This window comes from Rathayibacter sp. VKM Ac-2804, assembly GCF_009866655.1.
GTDB lineage: Bacteria > Actinomycetota > Actinomycetes > Actinomycetales > Microbacteriaceae > Rathayibacter.
Map to the genome: position 1 here is coordinate 2,376,949 of NZ_CP047420.1, position 17,263 is coordinate 2,394,211.

Consider the following 17,263-nt stretch of genomic DNA (forward strand, 5'->3'; position numbering starts at 1 on the left):
AACTCACCGGCACAGCCTAGAAGGCAGAGCACTTCCTGAGGGGAGCGCGATCCGGCCTCAACCGATGACCAGAGCGGTCCTCAGCGCCAGCACCCAGCTCGTGATGGAGCCCACGAGAGCCGCGGCTGTCAGGATCCACGCCCACCGAGAACCCGAAAGTGCGCTCAGTCGCATCGTGACGAACACGAGAAGGAGGGTCGCCAGGGCGACGGGGAGAAGAGCCGGCCACACGACGTGGAACCCCGTGCACTGCGGCGGTGCGGACTCGTTGCACCTGACATCGAACCCGTCGAGAGCGAGGCCGGCGACGAGAGCGAGGAGAGTGCCGGCACCCGCGATCACCGCTGCGGTCCTGAGCGAGTTCGTCTGCACGCCGTCACTCTCGGGCCTGCGAGTGAACGGACGGGGCACCACCATCACTCTTGTCGACATCGCCGTTCACACGCGCCGCCGGAAAGCTCCGCCGGATGCGGGAAGGCGGCCCGAGGACTGACGGCACGGTCGCCGCTCTCGGAGTCGTCGCGCTCCGTTCCCTCACCGGAACGCCGATATCCGCGCTACGACGCTTCTCCGGCGTGACGGCCGGCGCCGCTGTCGGGGACCGTCAGCGGGTCCGAGGCGAGCTCGACGGCCTCGCAGGAGCGGGACTCGGCCCCGCGACGGCTCCGCCTCTCCCCGCTCGGTACGGTGGAGGCGTGCCCGCCCGCCGTCCTCTCAGCCCGCTGTTCTGGGCCCTCGCGAACGCAGGGTCGCGCGTTCGCGTCGGATCTCCGCGCGGACTCCCGGACCCGAGCACGCCGCTGCCCGCCCCGACGGACCTGCGGATCCCGACGCGGCACGGCTCGGTCCGCGCGGTGGTGCAGCGCCCCGCCGTCGACGACCCGGACGCTCCGGTCGTGCTGCAGCTGCACGGCGGCGGTTTCGTCAACCGGTACCCCGAGCAGGACCTGCACATCGCCCGAGCGCTGGCGGATCGGCTCGGCGCCGTCGTGGTGCTGCCGGACTACGACACCGGCCCGCGCGTGCAGTATCCGGTCGCCGAGGAGGAGGCCTACGACATCGCCCGGTGGCTGCAGGCGGAGACCGGAGCGGGGTGGTCCGGGGATCGTCTCCTGCTCAGTGGCGTCAGCGCCGGGGCGAAGCTGGCGATCAACGTCTGCCAGCAGCTGCACACCGCAGCGCTGCCGGCTCCCCTGGCCGTCGCGCTCGTCGTCCCGGTGACGGACGTGATCCGCACGGACCGGACATCGGGCGTCCGCCGCCCGGCCATCAGTCCCTTCGTGCAGCGCTTCGTCGGGTGGGCCTACTTCCCCGACACCGAGCGCCAGCGGGAACCGCTCGCGTCTCCGTCCCGTGACAGCGCGCTGGCCGCGGCCATGCCGCCGACGCTCGTGCTGACCGGAGGGGACGACACCCTCGCCCCCGAGGGCGCCGAGCTCGCCGCGCGGCTCCGGAGCGGGGGCGTGCCCACGGAGCACCACGTGTTCGTCGGGTCGGACCACGACTTCGTCGCCGGACGCGATCGCACGGTGATCCTCGAGACGCTCGAGCGGATCACCGACTTCTTCGCCGTGCACCTCACGCCTCCTCCTCCCGAGGGAAGAAGCGCCCGGTAGTCGACCGGCCCTCGGGCACGTCCTGTCGCAGCTCCGGGCGGCCCGCCCGCTGACGTCGCGGCGCGTCACGCGGTCCTGTCGGGGATCCCCTCCTCGGTGCCGGGAGTGACATCGGCGACCCGGGCTGCTCGGTCTCCTCCGCGGTCGTCGGCGCCGCACCGATCGCGACGCTCCCCAGCGGGCCGCACCGCTGTGGAACGTGATGGCCGCCGCCGCGCAGGACGACCCGGCCCTCGGCGAGGACCTCGCCCGGCAGAGCGCCGGACGCCTCGCCGATCAGCAGGCGTTCGCGCGACTCGTCCGCGGGCCGCTGCGGGACGGCATGGCCGCGGAGGAGGCGGGCGACATCCTCTACGCCCTCGCCAGCCCGCAGCTGTGGAACCTGCTCGCCCTCGACCGCGGCTGGAGCCCCGAGCAGCTCGAGCGGTTCCTCGGGAACGCCCTCACCCGCCTGCTCCTCCCGGAGGCACACTCCGGATCTCCCGAGAACCCCCCGCACTCCCCCGAGCACCACCCCGAACCGACCTGACCGAGGAGCCGACGTGGCCCCCCCCGTCCTCCACCGCGGTCGGGCGGCTGCGGAACCGCGCCCTGAACCTCCTCGTGGCCCGCCTGCTCTTCGCGAAGACCCAGAGGCTCGCGGCGCGGCTGGTCGAGGAGGCGGCGGGCGTGCCGCTGCGCACCTTCGTGCTCGACCTCACCGCGGCGTTCGACCGCTTCGTGCAGCTGGGCCCGGTGGAGTTCGAGTACCCGCGCACGGACCTCAGCCCGAACGTGGTCTTCGCCGGACCGATCCCGCAGGCTCCGGGGGCGACCGCTCTGCCCGACTGGTGGGCGGACCTGCACGACGGTCGCCCCGTCGTGCACGTCACCCAGGGGACCCTCGACAACCACGACCTCACGAAGGTCGTGCGCCCCACCCTCGAGGCGCTCGCGCACGAGGACGTGCTCGTCGTGGTGAGCACCGGCCGTGCACCGCTCTCCTCCCTCGGCCCGCTCCCGGCGAACGCTCGCGCCGCCGAGTTCCTGCCCTACGAGCAGCTGCTGCCCCTGACCTCCGTGATGGTGACCAACGGCGGCTTCGGCGGCACCCTCCTGGCCCTCAGCCACGGCGTGCCCCTCGTGGTCGCCGGCGCCGCGGAGGACAAGCCCGAGGTCGCCGCCCGGGTCGCGCACTTCGGCGTCGGCGTCGACCTGAAGACCGGGCGGCCGTCCGTCCCCGCGCTGCACACCGCGATCACCGCCGTCCTGCGCGACGCCTCGTACCGCGAGCGAGCGGTCGGGATGGCGGCGTCGATCTCCCGGTACTCCGCGCTGGACACGATCGTCGACGAGGTGGGCCGCCTCCTCCGCCCGGAGCGGAACGGCTGAGACGGGTCCGCGCGGACGTCCGGAGCGGGAGTCCGCCCGGCACCGGCCGCGACGGCCGGCCGTCCCGAGCCGGCGGAGGATCTCGCGCCGACGGGCCTCCTGTCAACCGACGTCCCTTCCGAGAACTGCGGTCGTAGCGTCGGGGCCGGAAGCTCCACCGGTCGCCCGTCCCGATCCCCCCGCGACTCGACCGGAGCTCCCGTCTCCGCACTCCGCTTCGGAAGAGAAGGACTCCCCCCATGATCGACAGCACTGACACCGACCGCCTCACCGGATCCACCGTCTACGACTCGGACGGCGACAAGATCGGCTCGGTCGAGCAGGTCTACGTCGCCGACGACTCCGGCACTCCCGTCTGGGCGACCGTGCGCACCGGCCTCTTCGGCACCTCCGAGTCGTTCGTCCCGCTCGAGGGCGCCTCGTTCGACACCGACCGCCTGACGGTCGCCTACGACAAGTCCTTCGTCAAGGACGCCCCGCGCATCGACGCGGACGGCTCTCTGAACGCCGACGAGGAGGCCGAGCTCTACCGCTACTACAACCTCAGCGGCGCGGCCGCGGCCCCCGAGACCGACAACGTGGACAGCGCCGCCGGCTTCGACGCAGCGGCCGCCGGCACCGGCACCACCACCGGCGTCGACACCTCGGTCGGGCACGACACCTCCGGCCCCACCACGGACGACGCGATGACCCGCTCGGAAGAGCAGCTGCGCGTCGGCACGGAGCGCGTCGAGGCGGGCCGGGCGCGCCTGCGCAAGCACATCGTCACCGAGCAGCAGAGCGTCACCGTTCCCGTCAGCCACGACGAGGTCCGCGTCGTCCGCGAGCCGATCACCGACGCGAACGTCGGCGCCGCGACCGCGGGCCCCGAGCTCAGCGAGGAGGAGCACGAGGTCGTGCTCGGCGAGGACCGGGTCGTCGCCGCCAAGGAGACCGTCCCCGTCGAGCGCGTGTCGCTCGGCACCGAGACGGTCACCGAGCAGCAGCAGGTCACCGAGGACGTCCGGCACGAGGAGATCGAGGTCGAGGACGACGGCGTCACCCCGCGCCGCGACCGCGACGGCCTCTGATCCACCCCGCCGGCAGCGGGAGGCTCAGCGCCCCCTGCTGCCGGCACCCCCTTTCCTTTCCCCCAGCGCTTCCCGCGTGAGCAGATCGAGGACGACCGTGGCCCAGACCAGCACCGAGCGCGACCGCACCGCACCGGACCCTGACGACACCCGCAAGCCCGACGACCCGACGGACGTCACCCAGCGCTCCTGGGGCTACGTCCTGAAGAAGACGCTGCGCGAGTTCGGCGCCGACCAGTGCACGGACATCGCCGCGGGACTCACCTACTACGCCGTCCTCGCCCTGTTCCCGGGCCTGCTCGCGATCGTGTCGATCCTCGGCCTGTTCGGCCAGGCCGAGACGACCACGGACACCGTGCTCGAGATCGCCGGCGGCTTCGTCTCGGCCGACGTGCTCGACACGATCCGCGGACCCCTGCAGGAGCTCACCTCCACCCCCGCCGCCGGTCTCGCGTTCGTCACCGGTGTCCTCGGTGCGCTGTGGTCCGCCTCCGGCTACGTCGGCGCGTTCGGCCGCGGGATGAACCGCGTCTACGAGATCGACGAGGGCCGCCCGATCTGGAAGCTGCGCCCCACGATGCTCGGCGTCACCCTGGTGACCGTCGTCCTCCTCGTGGTCGCCGGCCTGATCCTCGTGCTCAGCGGTCCGATCGCGCAGACCATCGGCGACGCGATCGGCCTGGGCGACGTCGCCCTGACCGTGTGGAGCATCGTCAAGTGGCCCGTGCTGATCGCGATCATGGTCGTCATCGTCGCCGTCCTCTACCACTGGTCGCCGAACGTGCGGCAGCCGAAGTTCCGCTGGACCAGCCTCGGCTCGATCCTCGCCCTCGTCGTCTGGGCCCTCGCCTCCGTCGGCTTCGCGTTCTACGTCGCCAACTTCAGCAACTACAACAAGACCTACGGCGCGCTCGGCGGCGTCATCGTCTTCCTCCTCTGGCTCTGGATCACCAACCTCGCCCTGCTCTTCGGAGCGGAGTTCGACGCCGAGCTCGAGCGCGGCCGCCAGCTCCAGGCCGGCATCGAGGCGGAGGAGCACATCCAGCTCCCGCCACGCGACACCCGCCAGAGCGAGAAGAAGGCGAAGAAGCACGCCGAGGACGTCCAGGACGGTCGCGAGCTCCGCGAGACCGCCGGACATCCCGACCGATGAGCGACGCCGGACCCCGGACCTCCGGAGAGGACCCGATCACCGTCGTCCGCTCCGAGGAGCGCCTCGACGTCACGACCGTCTGGACCCCGACGGAGCGCCTGCGCGTCCGCAAGGTCGTCGTCACCGAGGAGCGGACGATCACCGTCACGCTCCGCCGCGAGGAGCTCGTGATCGAGCGGGAGCCCCTCGACGGCGAGCCGCTCGACGGCGCTCGCGAGGTCGAGCCCTCGCGGGACGGCCCCGAGCCGATCACCCTCGTCCTGCACGCCGAGGAGCCGGTCCTCAGCACCCGGGTCGTCCCCGTCGAGCGCGTGCACGTCGTGATCGACCGCATCCTCGCCCTGCAGACGGTGACCGAGCCGGTCCGCGCGGAGCGCGTCGACGTCGAGACGGTGCCGCCGCTCCCCGGCGACGACGCCGGATAGCTGCGTCGGGATCCGCACCCGGCGGTGCTCGCGCTCGTCCGTGCTCGCGCTCGCCCTGGCCGAGCAGGCCGACGAGGGCGGACGCGAGGGCGCGGTCGATCTGCTCGAGCACCGGGCCCGCTCAGCGCCACGGGACCTCGCGCCGGGAGATCGCGGCGAGGCTGTGCGCCTGGAGGGAGAGCTCGCGTCCGACCTGCTCGCGGCGGCCGCCTGTGCTCGCCTCAGGCGCGCCGGTCCACCCCGGAGTTGCGGCTGCCCCACGGCGCCGTCGTCGTCCCGGACTCCGGAGGCGTCTCGGGCACGTGGGCGAGCAGCCGGGACCTCAGCCGTTCGACGCTCCGAGTCCCCGCGGCCCGCAGCCCGAGCAGGCCCGGCTCCTCGACGGGACGCAGCAGGACCGACCGCAGCCGCTTGCCGCGCGTGAACGAGAGCACGAGCTCCCGCCGGCCGCGCGGACCGGCCGTCCGCCACTCCACGCGGCGGATCTCGTCCCACAGCACCTCGGCCTCGTCCGGGCCGGCGAGCAGGGTCAGGACGTCTGCGGAGGGAACCAGGACCACGTACGGGCGGAGCCCCGGATGAGCCAGCGTCGGATCGGCGAACACGAGCAGTCGGGCGAAGTCAGGCCCTCCGCGCACGACGACGCCGCCGGTCGCGCTCGCGGCGATCAGCGCCCGCGGCGCCGCCAGCTGGCGGGAGACGACCACGACGACCCCGAGCGCGACGGCCCCGATGAGCACGATCGGCACCGCGAGCAGCAGGGGGAAGTCGAACCCCGCCTCGAGGAAGCGGTCGAATCCGGACGGCGCTGGCACGCGATCACGCTACCGGCTCGGTGCCGGACGCTCGCGCCGCGGAGGGGAGCACAGCGGAGGGGGGCACCGCGGAGGGGGGCACCGCGGTCGGCCTCCCCTCCGGGGTCCCTCACTTCCTCCGCCGGCGCTCGCGCGGAGTGGTCCGGATCCCGGTCGTCCCGGTGACCGTGTTGACGCCCTCGGTGTCGATGTCCGTCGGACGCTCGCCGGGACGGTACGCGGTGTCGACGGCCGACTGCAGCGACTCGTCGACGACGGTCGCGGCGGCGATCGCGCGCTCCATCCGGTTCTGCCGAGAGCGCAGGAACAGCCCCAGTCCGATGATGACGATCAGCGCGAGGTAGCAGACGGCCGCGAACGGCCGGGTGACCAGCGCCGTCAGGTCGCCCTGCGACAGCTGCAGTGCCCGGCGCAGCTGCGCCTCCGCCATCGGGCCGAGGATCAGCCCGATGACCAGCGGCGCGACGGGGTAGCCGAAGCGGCGGAGGAAGTAGCCGACGACGCCGATGACGAGCAGGATCACGATGTCCACGGTCGAGAAGTTCACGGCGTACGCGCCGAGGACCGCGAAGGTCAGGATCCCCGCGTAGAGGTACGGACGCGGGATCTGCAGAAGCTTCACCCACATCCCCACCAGCGGCAGGTTCAGCACCAGCAGCATCACGTTGCCGATGTAGAGGCTCGCGATCAGCGCCCAGACCAGGCCGGGCTGGTTCGTGAACAGCTGCGGTCCCGGCTGGATGCCGTAGCTCTGGAAGGCCGAGAGGATGATCGCCGCGGTCGCCGTCGTCGGCAGGCCGAGCGTCAGCAGCGGGACGAGGACACCGGCGGCCGCCGCGTTGTTCGCCGACTCCGGACCCGCGACGCCCTCGATCGCCCCGCGACCGAACTCGTGCTTGTGCTTCGAGAGCTTGCGCTCGGTCGCGTAGGACAGGAACGTCGCCACATCCGCGCCGCCGGCGGGGATCGTGCCGATCGGGAAGCCGATCGCGGTCCCGCGCAGCCACGGCTTCCACGAGCGCTTCCAGTCCTCGCGGGTCATCCAGCTGCGCCAGCCCCGGGTGACGGGGATGACCTGGACACCGCCGTGCCGCATCCGGGACGCGACGTAGAGCGTCTCGCCCACGGCGAAGAGCCCGACGGCGACCAGGACGACATCGATGCCGTCCGCGAGCGGCAGCAGGCCGAAGGTGTAGCGCTGCTGGCCGGAGAGGATCTCGGTCCCGACGAGCCCGACGAACAGGCCCAGTCCGAGCGAGCTCAGTCCCCGCCAGACCGAGGAGCCGAGGAGCGCGCCGACGGTGATGAAGGCGATCACCATCAGGGCGACGTAGTCGGCCGGGGCCAGGTTGACCGCCCAGGCGGCGATGGTCGGCGCGAGGAGGGTGAGCAGCACGGTGGCGACGGTGCCGGCGACGAAGGAGCCGAGCGCCGCGGTCGCGAGCGCCGCGGCTCCGCGGCCGACCTTGGCCATCTTGTTGCCCTCGAGCGCGGTGACGATCGACGCCGACTCACCGGGGGTGTTCAGGAGGATGCTGGTGGTGGATCCGCCGTACATGCCGCCGTAGTAGATGCCCGCGAAGGTGATCAGCGCCGCGGTGGGATCGAGCGTGTAGGTGAGCGGGAGCAGCAGGGCGACGGTCATCGCCGGCCCGATGCCGGGGAGCACGCCGACGGCGGTCCCGACGAGGACGCCGAGGAAGGCGAAGACCAGGTACTGCGGCTGGGCGGCGGTCGCGAAGCCCTCGAGGAGGGCGCCGATGTTGTCCATGTCAGCGTCCGATCAGGTCGAGGAGGGGCTGCAGCCAGCCGAGCAGGGGGCCCAGGGGCAGGGAGAGGCCGAGCAGTCCGCCGAAGAGGATCTGCACGGTGAGCCCGAGCGCGAGTCCGACGAGCAGTGCGACCCACCACTTCTTCGCGCCGAGGGACCAGGCGACGCCGCCGAACAGCAGCGCCGCGGACAGGGCCCAGCCGATGACGTCGATCAGGGCGATGTGGGCGACGACGAAGGCGACGAGCTTGCCGAGGGTCACCCAGTCGGTCGGGGCGTGGGCGTCGATGTCCTCGCCCTCCTCCTGCGGCCCGAGGCGGCCTCGGAGGACGTCGACGAGGACCATGACGGCGGAGAGGGTGAGGATCCCGCTGACGAGGAAGGGGAACACCCGCGGGCCGACCTGGGTGCCGGCCCCGGGGACCCGGATGGAGAACGCTCCGACGAAGACGAACACGCCGAGGGCGACGGCGAGCACGACGAAGATCAGCTCGCCGATCCTCCGTGCCCGCTCGCCGTCCGCAGGAGGGGCGGCGACCGCCCCTGCCTGCGAGACGGGAGGTGCGGACCGGGACATCAGTCGACCAGGCCGATGTTCTTCAGCGTCGCGCCGACCTCCGTGATGTCGGTCTCGAGGAAGTCGCCGAACTCGTCGCCGGTGAGGAAGGCGTCGGTCCAGCCGCGCGTGTCGAGCTCGCTCGTCCACTGCTCGCTGGCGTGCAGCTCCGCGACGAGGTCGGTCAGCGCGGCGGTCTCCTCCTCGGACAGGCCGGACGGCGCGAGCACGCCGCGCCAGTTGGTGAGGGTCACGTCGTAGCCCGCGTCAGTCATCGTCTCGACGTCGGGAAGCGACTCGACCGGCTCGGCCGACGAGACCGCGAGGGCGCGCATGGTGCCCGCGTCGATGTGCTCGAGGAACTCGCCGACGCCGGAGATGCCCGCGCCGACGTTGTTCCCCAGGATCAGGGACACGGCCTCGCCGCCGCCGGAGTTCGGGATGTAGTTGAGCTTCTCCGAGATCTCGGTGCCGGAGAGGCCGGCGGCCTCGAGCAGGAGACCGGCGAGGATGTGGTCCGCGCCGCCGGCGGAGCCGCCGGTCACGGTGACGTCCTGGCCGTTCTCGACGATCGCCTCCGTGAGGTCCTGGAGTGTCTCGTACTCGGACTCGGCCGGGACCACGACGACGAGCGCCTCCTCGGTGAGGCGGGCGATCGGGGTCGTGTCCTCCATGCGCACGTCGGCGGCGTTGGTCTCCACGGCGCCGACCATCACCAGACCGGTGACCATCAGCGTGTTCGGGTCCTGCTCGTTGGCGAGCGCCGCGAGGCCGACGGTCCCGCCGGCTCCGCCGATGTTGGTGACGGGCGCGGATCCGACGAGGTCCTGCGCGGTGAGCAGCTGCGACATCGATCGTCCGGTCTGGTCCCAGCCTCCGCCGGGGTCGGCGGGGACGATGATCTGCAGCGACTCGACGGCGCCGCCCGAGCCGCCGCCGGAGCCGGCGGCGGGTGCTCCGGCGTCTCCGCCGGAGGAGCAGGCGGTGAGGGCGAGGGTCGATGCGGCGAGCACGACGAGGAGGGGCTTGGTTCGCATGGCGGTTTCTCTCCTTTGAGAAGGGCCCGGGTGCGGGATCGGGCGGGTTCGCGGCGACCGCGGACGGCGCGGTGCGCACGACAGAAGCTAGTGAGCGCCCGGCGGACGGCAGGGGTTACGGAACTAAGACGCCGGTTCCGTAACTATTGGTCTGCGCTCGAACGCTCTCGTTTCGATCTCGACGGGCACGGCGGCGGGTGGGCGGGGGTCATGATGGGCGGGTGGGTCGAGCACCGTCGCTTCGAGTGCAGCTCCTGGTTCTCCAGGCGCTGATCGTCGCCGTCGCCGTCATCGCGACCGGACTCGTCGCTGGCTCACTCCAGGAGCGCTCCCTGCGGGCGTCCTACCTCGACCGCATCACCGGGGTCGCCCGGTCGGTGGCGAACCTGCCGGCGATCACCGCGGCCTTCGACGACGAGGACCCCTCGGTCGTGATCCAGCCGATCGCCGAGGTGATCCGGGAGGCCTCCGACGTCACCTACGTGGTGGTCACGAACCGCGAGGGTCTGCGCTACTCCCACCCCGACACGGAGCGGATCGGGCAGCGCGTCTCGACCGATCCGTCGGTGCCGCTCGCCGGCGACACGTTCGTCGGCACGCAGACGGGAACGCTCGGCGAGTCCTGGCGCGTGAAGGTGCCCGTCTTCGACGCCCAGGGCGCCGTGATCGGGACCGCGTCGGTCGGGATCCTCGAGTCCGCCCTGCGCGAGGATCTGCTCGGTCACCTGGGCTGGCTGCTCTGGGCGATGGGCGGCGCCGCCGTTCTCGGCATCTTCGGCGCGGCCGGGGTGACCGCCATCATCCGGCGCCGGATCTTCCGGCTCGAGCCGAGCGAGATCGCCTCCCTCGTCACCCAGCAGGAGACGATGCTCCACCGGCTCTCCGAGGGCGTGATCACCGTCGACGACACGGGCCGCATCGTCGTGTTCAACGACGCCGCACGCGCCCTGCTCGGCCACTCCCCCGATCCCGCGCAGGCACCGCCGCGGGCGGAGGACGTGCTCGACGCGCCGCTGCTCGAGGTGCTCGAGTCCGGAGAGCGGGAGGGACGGCTCGTGCTCGCGGGCGAGCGGATCCTGATCGCCCGCGGCACGGGCACCCGCAGGGGCGACCGGACGGTCGGAGGGACGCTCCTGCTGCGCGACCACACCGAGCTGCACCAGCTGCTGCAGGACATGGACGGCGCGCAGTCCCTGACCGCGGGCCTGCGGGCCCAGGCCCACGAGTTCGCGAACACCATGCACGTCGTCTCCGGCCTGCTCGAGCTCGACTGCGTCGATGACGCGAGGGCGTTCCTCTCCCGCCTGGGCACGAGCGGGCCGCTCGGCGTCGGCGGGGCGATCGCTCCGGAGATGGTGATGGAGGATCCCGAGCTCACCGCGCTGCTGATGGTCAAGAGCGCGCTCGCGCGGGAGCTCCGGATCGATCTCGCGGTGTCCTCCACTCCGGACGCCGAGCTGCTCGCCGGACGCCTGCCCTCCGTCCTGCGCGACGACGTCGTCACGATCGTCGGGAATCTGGTCGACAACGCCCTGGAGGCCTGCGGCGCCGGTCACCGGGTGCAGGTGACGTTCTCCGTCGAGCGCGGAGAGCTGCTGATCGAGGTCGACGACGACGGCGAGGGGATCGCCCCCGACCGCTACGAGCACGTCTTCGAGGAGGGCGTCTCGTCCAAGCGGGGAAGCGCCGGCGCCGAGCACCGCCTCCACGGCCGCGGCATCGGGCTGACGCTCGTGCGCCGCGTCGCCGAGCGCAACCACGGCGCCGTCGCCGTGAGCGGATCGGCCTGGGGCGGCGCGCGCTTCACCGCCCGCCTCGGCCTCCCCTCGGCGACCGCGGCCCGAGGTGCCTCGTGAGCGCCCCGCTGTCCGTCGTCATCGTCGACGACGACACCTCGATCGCCACGCTGCACGAGCGCTTCGTCGCCGCCCACCCCGGCTTCCGCGTCGAGGAGGTCGCGTTCGACGGGCCCTCCGCCGTCGCCGCGATCCTCGCGCGGCGCCCGGACGTGGTCCTGCTCGACTTCCACCTGCCGGGACACTCGGGGCTCGAGGTCCTGCGGGCGGTCCGCGCCGCGGCCGGCCCGCAACCCGACTTCATCGCCGTCACCGCCGTGCGCGACGTGGAGAGCGTCCGAGCGGCCCGTGCGGCGGGAGTGCACCACTACCTCGTCAAGCCCTTCACCGCCTCGGCGCTGCGCAACCGGCTCGACGAGGTCGCTCACGACCGCCGGCTGTTCCAGGGTGCCTCGGGGCTCCAGCAGAGCGAGATCGACGCGCTCTTCACGCCGGGCCCTCGCGGGGCGAGCACCCCGAAGGGCCTCAGCGTCGAGACGCTCGAGTCGATCGTCGGCGCCCTCCGCGTCGACGTGGACGTCTCGGCGACGGAGGTCGGGGCGGCCGTCGGGATCTCCCGCGTCAGTGCCCGCCGCTACCTCGAGTACCTCGTCGGCTCCGGCCGGGCCACCCGCACGCTCCGGTACACGACCGGCCGGCCCTCCAGCGTCTACACCCTCTCGGGCTGACCCGCCCTCTCGGTCCGACCCGCCCTCTCGGACCGACCGTCCCCGCGGATCCCGGCCGGCCCGACTAGACCGGGGTCGACTTCAGCAGCCGCGTCACCGCGATCATCGCGCCGCCCACCACCGCCGGGATCCCGCCGCCGGGGTGCACCGAGGCGCCGACCCGCCACAGCCAGGGCCGCCAGGGGTCGCTGTAGGAGGGGCGGTGGAAGGGCCCGCTCTGCCAGGAGGGACGCGCCGCGCCGTAGAGGGCGCCGTGTGGCTCGCCGCCCTCGCCGTAGTACTGCGGATCGAGCACCGTCTGCTCGGCGAGGTAGTCGGTGAGAGGCCTCTCGAGCCCCATCGCCTCCGAGACGCGGTCGACCTCGCGCCGCACGAAGGGGTGCTCGACCGTGTAGCGACCGCCGTCGGCGGGCGCGGTGAGCAGGACGCCGAGGGTGCTGTGCGGATTCGGGTACACCTCGCCCGCGCGGTACTGGTTGACGAACACCATGGTGTCCGCCGGCTCGTCGCCCGCCTCGAGGCTGCGGTGGAGAGCCGCCGGCTTCGTCGGCAGCACCACGCTGTGCGTCGCGATCTCCGCCGGCAGCTCCTCCCGCAGCACGCCGTACACCGCGATCGCCGAGCAGGAGAGGGTGCGGGGGCGCAGACGGGGAAGCGCCGGGATCAGCGACGGACCCGTCAGCGCGGCGAGCCGGTCGGCGTCGACGGCACTGACGACGAGGTCGGCGGAATACCGCCCGGCGTCCGTGGTGACCGACCCGCGCTCGATGCGGACGACACTCTCCCCGGTGCGCAGCTCGACCCCGGCCGCCTCGGCCAGCCGGCCCAGCGCGAGCACGATCTCGTACACGCCCCCGCGCGGCACCCAGGCCCCGGTCTCCGCCATGATCGCCGGCATGCTCGCGTAGAGCGCGGGGGTGCGCGAGGGCGAGACACCCGCGTTGAGGGTGTGGATCGCGATGATCTCGCGCAGCCCCTCCGGCAGCCACGGCAGGCTGTCGAGGTAGGCGCGCGTGGTGAGGCGCGAGCCGTAGACGGCCAGCAGCCGTCGCAGGGCGGGGAGGGCGGCGCGGTCGAGGGGGTCGGCGAGCAGCAGCTCGGTCACGTCGTCGGCGAGGGGCGCGTGCAGCTCGGAGAAGCGGCGCCAGGCCGGGTACCAGGGGTGCTCCGGCGCCACCGGCAGCGAGGTCTCCTCCCCGTCGAAGTAGTAGCGGCCCACCTCGGGCATCCGCACCAGGTCGAGCCGGCCGGCGTCCCCGACGCGGTCGGTCGTGCGGCCGTCGTCGCCGAGGCGCCGCAGCAGCTCGTCCCACACCGCGGGGAATGTCACCAGGGACGGCCCGGTGTCGATGCGGTCCTCGCCCAGCCGGAGGCGACGGCTCTTCCCGCCGAGCTCGGCGGAGGCCTCGAGCAGGGTGACGCGGTGGCCCGCGTGCGCGAGCAGCGCGGCGGCGGTGAGTCCGCCCATCCCGCCGCCGACCACGACGACGCGGCTCACGACTCGCCCCCGAGCACGATCGAGACGAGGAGCAGCACTCCGGCGAACGACCCCGCGATGTACGGGAAGGCGACCGAGAGCCGGTACAGGCGGTGACCGGTCTCCGGCGTCGGGGCGCGCAGCAGGCTCGCCACGAGGACGCCGGCGATCAGGAGGTTGGCGGCGGCCACCGGCACGCTGACCACGGCGAACAGTGCCGTGGAGACGATCCACCAGGCCCCGCTCCACAGGGCGGTCCCCCGCGGGCCGAGCCGCACCGCGGTGGTGGTGATGCCCGCGTCGCGGTCCTCCACGATGTCCTGGACCGCATCGAAGGCGTGCTTGGCCACACTCCAGGCGATCAGGCCGAGGGCCGCGGGCCAGACCGGTGACACCTCGAAGGCCGCGGGCACGATGACCAGGGGCAGCGCGTACGCCGCGTTGCTCAGCGAGTCGAGGAACGGCCGCGCCTTGAAGCGCAGCGGCGGGGCGGAGTAGAAGACGAAGACGCCCGCGTAGAGCAGGATCGCGGCGTTCGCGAGCGGCGGCAGCGCGAGGAGGAAGTAGACGAGGAACGGCAGGTTCACCGCGGCGACGGCCCAGGCGATGAGCCGCACCTCGGACTGCCGGATCCTCGCGCCCTCGATCGAGCCCTTGCGGGGATTCGCCGCGTCCGTGTCCTGGTCGTAGATGTCGTTCACGCCGTAGATCAGCAGATTGAACGGCAGCGTGAGCCACAGGATGATCGGCAGGGCGCGCAGGTCGAACAGAGCGCCGGTGAGCCACACGGCGACGAGGCCGGAGCCGATGGTGTTGATCCAGAGCACCGGTCGCGAGATGTGCACGAGGCGGCGCACGGCGGCACCGATTCCGAGCGGCGCGGTGCTCGCCGTCCGCTCACTGCCATCAGTCACTCGCCCGAGGCTACCCGGCCTCGGAACGCAGGGTGATGACTTGCGGGCCACACTGGGGGGATGCGTATGATGCTCGCCACCGCCGGCACCCGGGGCGATGTGGAGCCGTTCGCGGCCCTCGCCCGGCACGCCGTCGCCCGCGGTCACGAGGTTCTGCTGGCCCTGCCGGACGACGCGGACGCCCCCGAGGGGGTGGACACCGTGGCCCTCGGTCTGGACGCTCGGCGGGTGCTCTCCTCCGCCGGTCGCACCCCGTGGGCTCTCGCGCACCACCTGCGCCGGGAGGTGCGGCCCGCGATGCGGCGGATGCTCGCCACCGCCGTGCGGGAGACGATCGCCTTCGAGCCCGACGTGGTCGTCCACCACCCGCTGATCCTCAGCGCGCCGATGGCGGCGGACGCGCTCGGCGTGCCCCGCGTGCTGGTGGAGTTCGCGCCGGTGGCCACCCCGAGCGAGCGCTTCCCCGCCGCCGGCGGTCCCACGGCCACCCGCGACCTCGGCGCCTACAACCGGCACACCTACGCCGTGCCGCGCAGTGCCGCGCGGCTCTTCGAGGCCGACGTCGCCCGCGCCGCCGCCGAGCTGCCGGGCGGTCGTCGTCCGGCCGGGCGGTCGCCGTCGCGCGCGACGCTCATGGCGGTGAGCCCCGCGCTGCTGCCGCGGCCCGACGACTGGCCGGAGCGGGTGCACCAGACGGGGGCGTGGTTCTCGGAGTCGTCGGCATCTCCCGATCCCGCCGTCGCCGAGTTCCTGGCCGGCGGACCCTTCCTCGTCGCATCGTTCGGCTCGATGGCGACCGGAGACGCCTCGGCTCGCGGCGACGCGATCGTCTCGGCCGCCCGCGCCCACGGCCTGCGGGTCCTGCTCGTCACCGGCTGGGGCGGCCTGGCGCTGCCGGCGGAGTCCCGCGGCTCCGACGTGCTGGCGGTGCGGGCGGCGCCCTTCGACGCGGTCCTGCCGGGCGCGGCGCTCGCCGTGCACCACGGCGGGGCCGGCACCTCCCACGCCGTCGCCCGGGCCGGCGTGCCGGCCGTCGTCGTGCCCGTCACCGCCGACCAGCCGTTCTGGGCCGCCCAGCTGCACCGGCAGGGACTGGCCGCAGCACCGGTCGCCCTGCGCCGCCTCTCGGGCGGCATCCTCGTGCCCGCGATGACCGACGCCCTGTCGCGGCGCGAGCGGGCCGCGGAGGTGGGCCGTCTCATGCGGACCGAGCACGGGGTCCAGCGGGCGCTGGACGCGCTCGAAGCCCTCTGAGACGAGGCGACCCGACGATCATCGGACGGGTTACGACGGGCGCGATCGGAACCGCGCCGTCGCCCGGCTCGGGCCGTCCGGTGTCCGCCTCCCCCGCCCGGGCCGCGACGATCCCGCGGAGAGGGACCTCTCTCCCGTCGCGTCGCCCCCGGCGGGGTATCGACACCAGGATGCTCCCCTCGGAGTCAACTAAGTTGACTTCATCGCTCGACGACAGATTGCTCGACCACAGAAGGAGAACTCATGTCCACGACTCCCGCACTCACCGCCCAGAGCTCGATCGGGGAATGGCTGAACCACCCCGAGGGCTCCGCTCTGATCCGCGACGTGCTCGGCGGCGCCGCCGGCGGCTTCGACGAGGCGAAGCTGGCGCCGGTGCGATCACTGCCGCTGCAGCAGCTGGTCGCGCTCAGTCAGGGGCAGCTCCCGCAGAGCGTCGTCGACGATCTGGTGCTCCGGGCGAACGGCGGCGTCATGCCCGAGGCGGTGGAGAGCACGGGCTGGCGCGAGAGCGTCGTCGCCGGGCGCTTCACGAGCAGGACCGTGATCGTGACCGGCGCGGCGTCCGGCATCGGCCGCGCCACCGCCTCCCGCATCGCCCGCGAAGGAGGGCGCGTCGTCGCCGTCGACATCTCAGCCGAGCGGCTCCAGGAGTTCGCGGCCTCGCTGCCCGACGCCGAGATCGTGCCCGTCGCCGGCGACATCACGAAGCAGGACGACATCGACGCGATCGTCGCGGCGGCCGGCGAGCGGATCGACGGCCTCGCCAACATCGCCGGGATCAACGACGACTTCTCCCCCGCCCACGAGACCTCGGACGCGGTGTGGGACCGGGTGATCGCCATCAACCTCACCGGCGGCTTCAAGCTCTCCCGCGCCGTGCTCCCCGCGATGCTCGCGGCCGCGGCCGGATCGATCGTCAACGTCGCCTCCGAGGCGGGGCTGCGCGGCAACGCGTCCGGCAACGCCTACACGGTGTCCAAGCACGGCGTCGTCGGGCTCACGAAGAGCGCCGCCTTCATGTACGCGGGCAGCGGGATCCGCGTGAACGCGGTCGCGCCGGGCGGTGTCGCCACGGGGATCCCCTTCCCGCCGAGCGTCTCCGAGGTCGGCAGTGCTCGCCTCGCCCCGTTCCAGAGCGCCATCCCGTCCGTCGCCTCGGCGGAGCAGCTCGCGGCGTCGATCACCTTCCTGCTGAGCGACGACGGCGTGAACATCAACGGGGCGATCCTGCCGAGCGACGGCGGCTGGTCGGTGCAGTAGCCGCGGGCCCACCGGCC

General features: G+C 73.0%; 17 protein-coding genes. 10 read left to right on the forward strand and 7 right to left on the reverse strand.

Annotation, left to right across the window (positions count from 1 at the left end; translation table 11 throughout):
• Positions 1-57: 57 nt before the first annotated feature.
• A complete protein-coding gene (locus GTU73_RS11195) occupies positions 58-372 on the reverse strand; it encodes a hypothetical protein (RefSeq protein ID WP_160089487.1) in 315 nt (104 codons plus the stop codon).
• A gap of 323 nt (positions 373-695) precedes the next feature.
• Here GTU73_RS11195 and GTU73_RS11200 point away from each other — a divergent pair, with 323 nt between their 5' ends.
• From GTU73_RS11200 to GTU73_RS11220, 6 genes are all read left to right on the forward strand, one after another.
• A complete protein-coding gene (locus GTU73_RS11200; protein ID WP_160089489.1) occupies positions 696-1,616 on the forward strand; it encodes an alpha/beta hydrolase in 921 nt (306 codons plus the stop codon).
• Between the two features lie 202 nt (positions 1,617-1,818).
• Positions 1,819-2,145, forward strand: coding sequence for a hypothetical protein (locus tag GTU73_RS19315; protein ID WP_244231613.1), 327 nt, complete (start codon positions 1,819-1,821; stop codon positions 2,143-2,145).
• Positions 2,142-2,987: a nucleotide disphospho-sugar-binding domain-containing protein gene (locus tag GTU73_RS11205; protein ID WP_279630810.1), complete on the forward strand. Its 846-nt coding sequence runs from the start codon at positions 2,142-2,144 to the stop codon at positions 2,985-2,987. The genes GTU73_RS19315 and GTU73_RS11205 overlap by 4 nt, the downstream gene beginning before the upstream one ends.
• A 239-nt stretch (positions 2,988-3,226) precedes the next feature.
• Complete coding sequence (locus GTU73_RS11210) at positions 3,227-4,057, forward strand: PRC and DUF2382 domain-containing protein (protein WP_160089493.1); 831 nt, start codon at positions 3,227-3,229, stop codon at positions 4,055-4,057.
• Positions 4,058-4,154: 97 nt separating this feature from the next.
• Positions 4,155-5,210: a YihY/virulence factor BrkB family protein gene (locus GTU73_RS11215; protein ID WP_160089495.1), complete on the forward strand. Its 1,056-nt coding sequence runs from the start codon at positions 4,155-4,157 to the stop codon at positions 5,208-5,210.
• Positions 5,207-5,635 (forward strand): YsnF/AvaK domain-containing protein, encoded by a 429-nt coding sequence (locus GTU73_RS11220; protein ID WP_160089497.1) that lies wholly within the window; start codon positions 5,207-5,209, stop codon positions 5,633-5,635. Before GTU73_RS11215 ends, GTU73_RS11220 begins: the two co-directional genes overlap by 4 nt.
• Positions 5,636-5,856: 221 nt before the next feature.
• Here GTU73_RS11220 and GTU73_RS11225 read toward each other — a convergent pair whose 3' ends face one another.
• The 4 genes from GTU73_RS11225 to GTU73_RS11240 all read right to left on the reverse strand — a co-directional run bounded on the left by GTU73_RS11225 (position 5,857) and on the right by GTU73_RS11240 (position 9,814).
• Positions 5,857-6,450, reverse strand: a complete 594-nt coding sequence (locus GTU73_RS11225) for a hypothetical protein (protein ID WP_160089499.1) — start codon at positions 6,448-6,450, stop codon at positions 5,857-5,859.
• Between the two features lie 109 nt (positions 6,451-6,559).
• Positions 6,560-8,221, reverse strand: a complete 1,662-nt coding sequence (locus tag GTU73_RS11230; protein ID WP_160089501.1) for a tripartite tricarboxylate transporter permease — start codon at positions 8,219-8,221, stop codon at positions 6,560-6,562.
• Position 8,222: 1 nt separating this feature from the next.
• Positions 8,223-8,798: a tripartite tricarboxylate transporter TctB family protein gene (locus tag GTU73_RS11235; protein WP_160089503.1), complete on the reverse strand. Its 576-nt coding sequence runs from the start codon at positions 8,796-8,798 to the stop codon at positions 8,223-8,225.
• Positions 8,798-9,814 (reverse strand): tripartite tricarboxylate transporter substrate binding protein, encoded by a 1,017-nt coding sequence (locus tag GTU73_RS11240; RefSeq protein WP_160089505.1) that lies wholly within the window; start codon positions 9,812-9,814, stop codon positions 8,798-8,800. The genes GTU73_RS11235 and GTU73_RS11240 overlap by 1 nt, the downstream gene beginning before the upstream one ends.
• A gap of 245 nt (positions 9,815-10,059) precedes the next feature.
• Here GTU73_RS11240 and GTU73_RS11245 point away from each other — a divergent pair, with 245 nt between their 5' ends.
• Together GTU73_RS11245 and GTU73_RS11250 are read left to right on the forward strand one after the other, a co-directional pair.
• Positions 10,060-11,670: a sensor histidine kinase gene (locus tag GTU73_RS11245; RefSeq protein ID WP_173252498.1), complete on the forward strand. Its 1,611-nt coding sequence runs from the start codon at positions 10,060-10,062 to the stop codon at positions 11,668-11,670.
• Complete coding sequence (locus GTU73_RS11250; RefSeq protein ID WP_160089509.1) at positions 11,667-12,338, forward strand: response regulator; 672 nt, start codon at positions 11,667-11,669, stop codon at positions 12,336-12,338. Before GTU73_RS11245 ends, GTU73_RS11250 begins: the two co-directional genes overlap by 4 nt.
• A 64-nt stretch (positions 12,339-12,402) precedes the next feature.
• On the opposite strand, the gene GTU73_RS11255 is transcribed toward GTU73_RS11250, so the two are convergent.
• Both GTU73_RS11255 and GTU73_RS11260 read right to left on the reverse strand, forming a co-directional pair.
• The gene (locus GTU73_RS11255; protein WP_160089511.1) at positions 12,403-13,836 is read right to left on the reverse strand and encodes an FAD-dependent oxidoreductase; all 1,434 of its coding nucleotides are present in this window, start codon (positions 13,834-13,836) and stop codon (positions 12,403-12,405) included.
• Positions 13,833-14,729 carry a UbiA family prenyltransferase gene (locus tag GTU73_RS11260; RefSeq protein ID WP_160089513.1) on the reverse strand — a complete coding sequence of 299 codons (897 nt, stop codon included), beginning with the start codon at positions 14,727-14,729 and terminating at the stop codon, positions 13,833-13,835. The genes GTU73_RS11255 and GTU73_RS11260 overlap by 4 nt, the downstream gene beginning before the upstream one ends.
• A gap of 60 nt (positions 14,730-14,789) precedes the next feature.
• On the opposite strand from GTU73_RS11260, the gene GTU73_RS11265 reads away from it, so the two are divergent.
• Positions 14,790-15,983: a glycosyltransferase gene (locus tag GTU73_RS11265; RefSeq protein ID WP_160089515.1), complete on the forward strand. Its 1,194-nt coding sequence runs from the start codon at positions 14,790-14,792 to the stop codon at positions 15,981-15,983.
• A 243-nt stretch (positions 15,984-16,226) separates the two neighbouring features.
• Complete coding sequence (locus tag GTU73_RS11270) at positions 16,227-17,246, forward strand: SDR family NAD(P)-dependent oxidoreductase (protein WP_160089517.1); 1,020 nt, start codon at positions 16,227-16,229, stop codon at positions 17,244-17,246.
• Positions 17,247-17,263 lie beyond the last annotated feature (17 nt).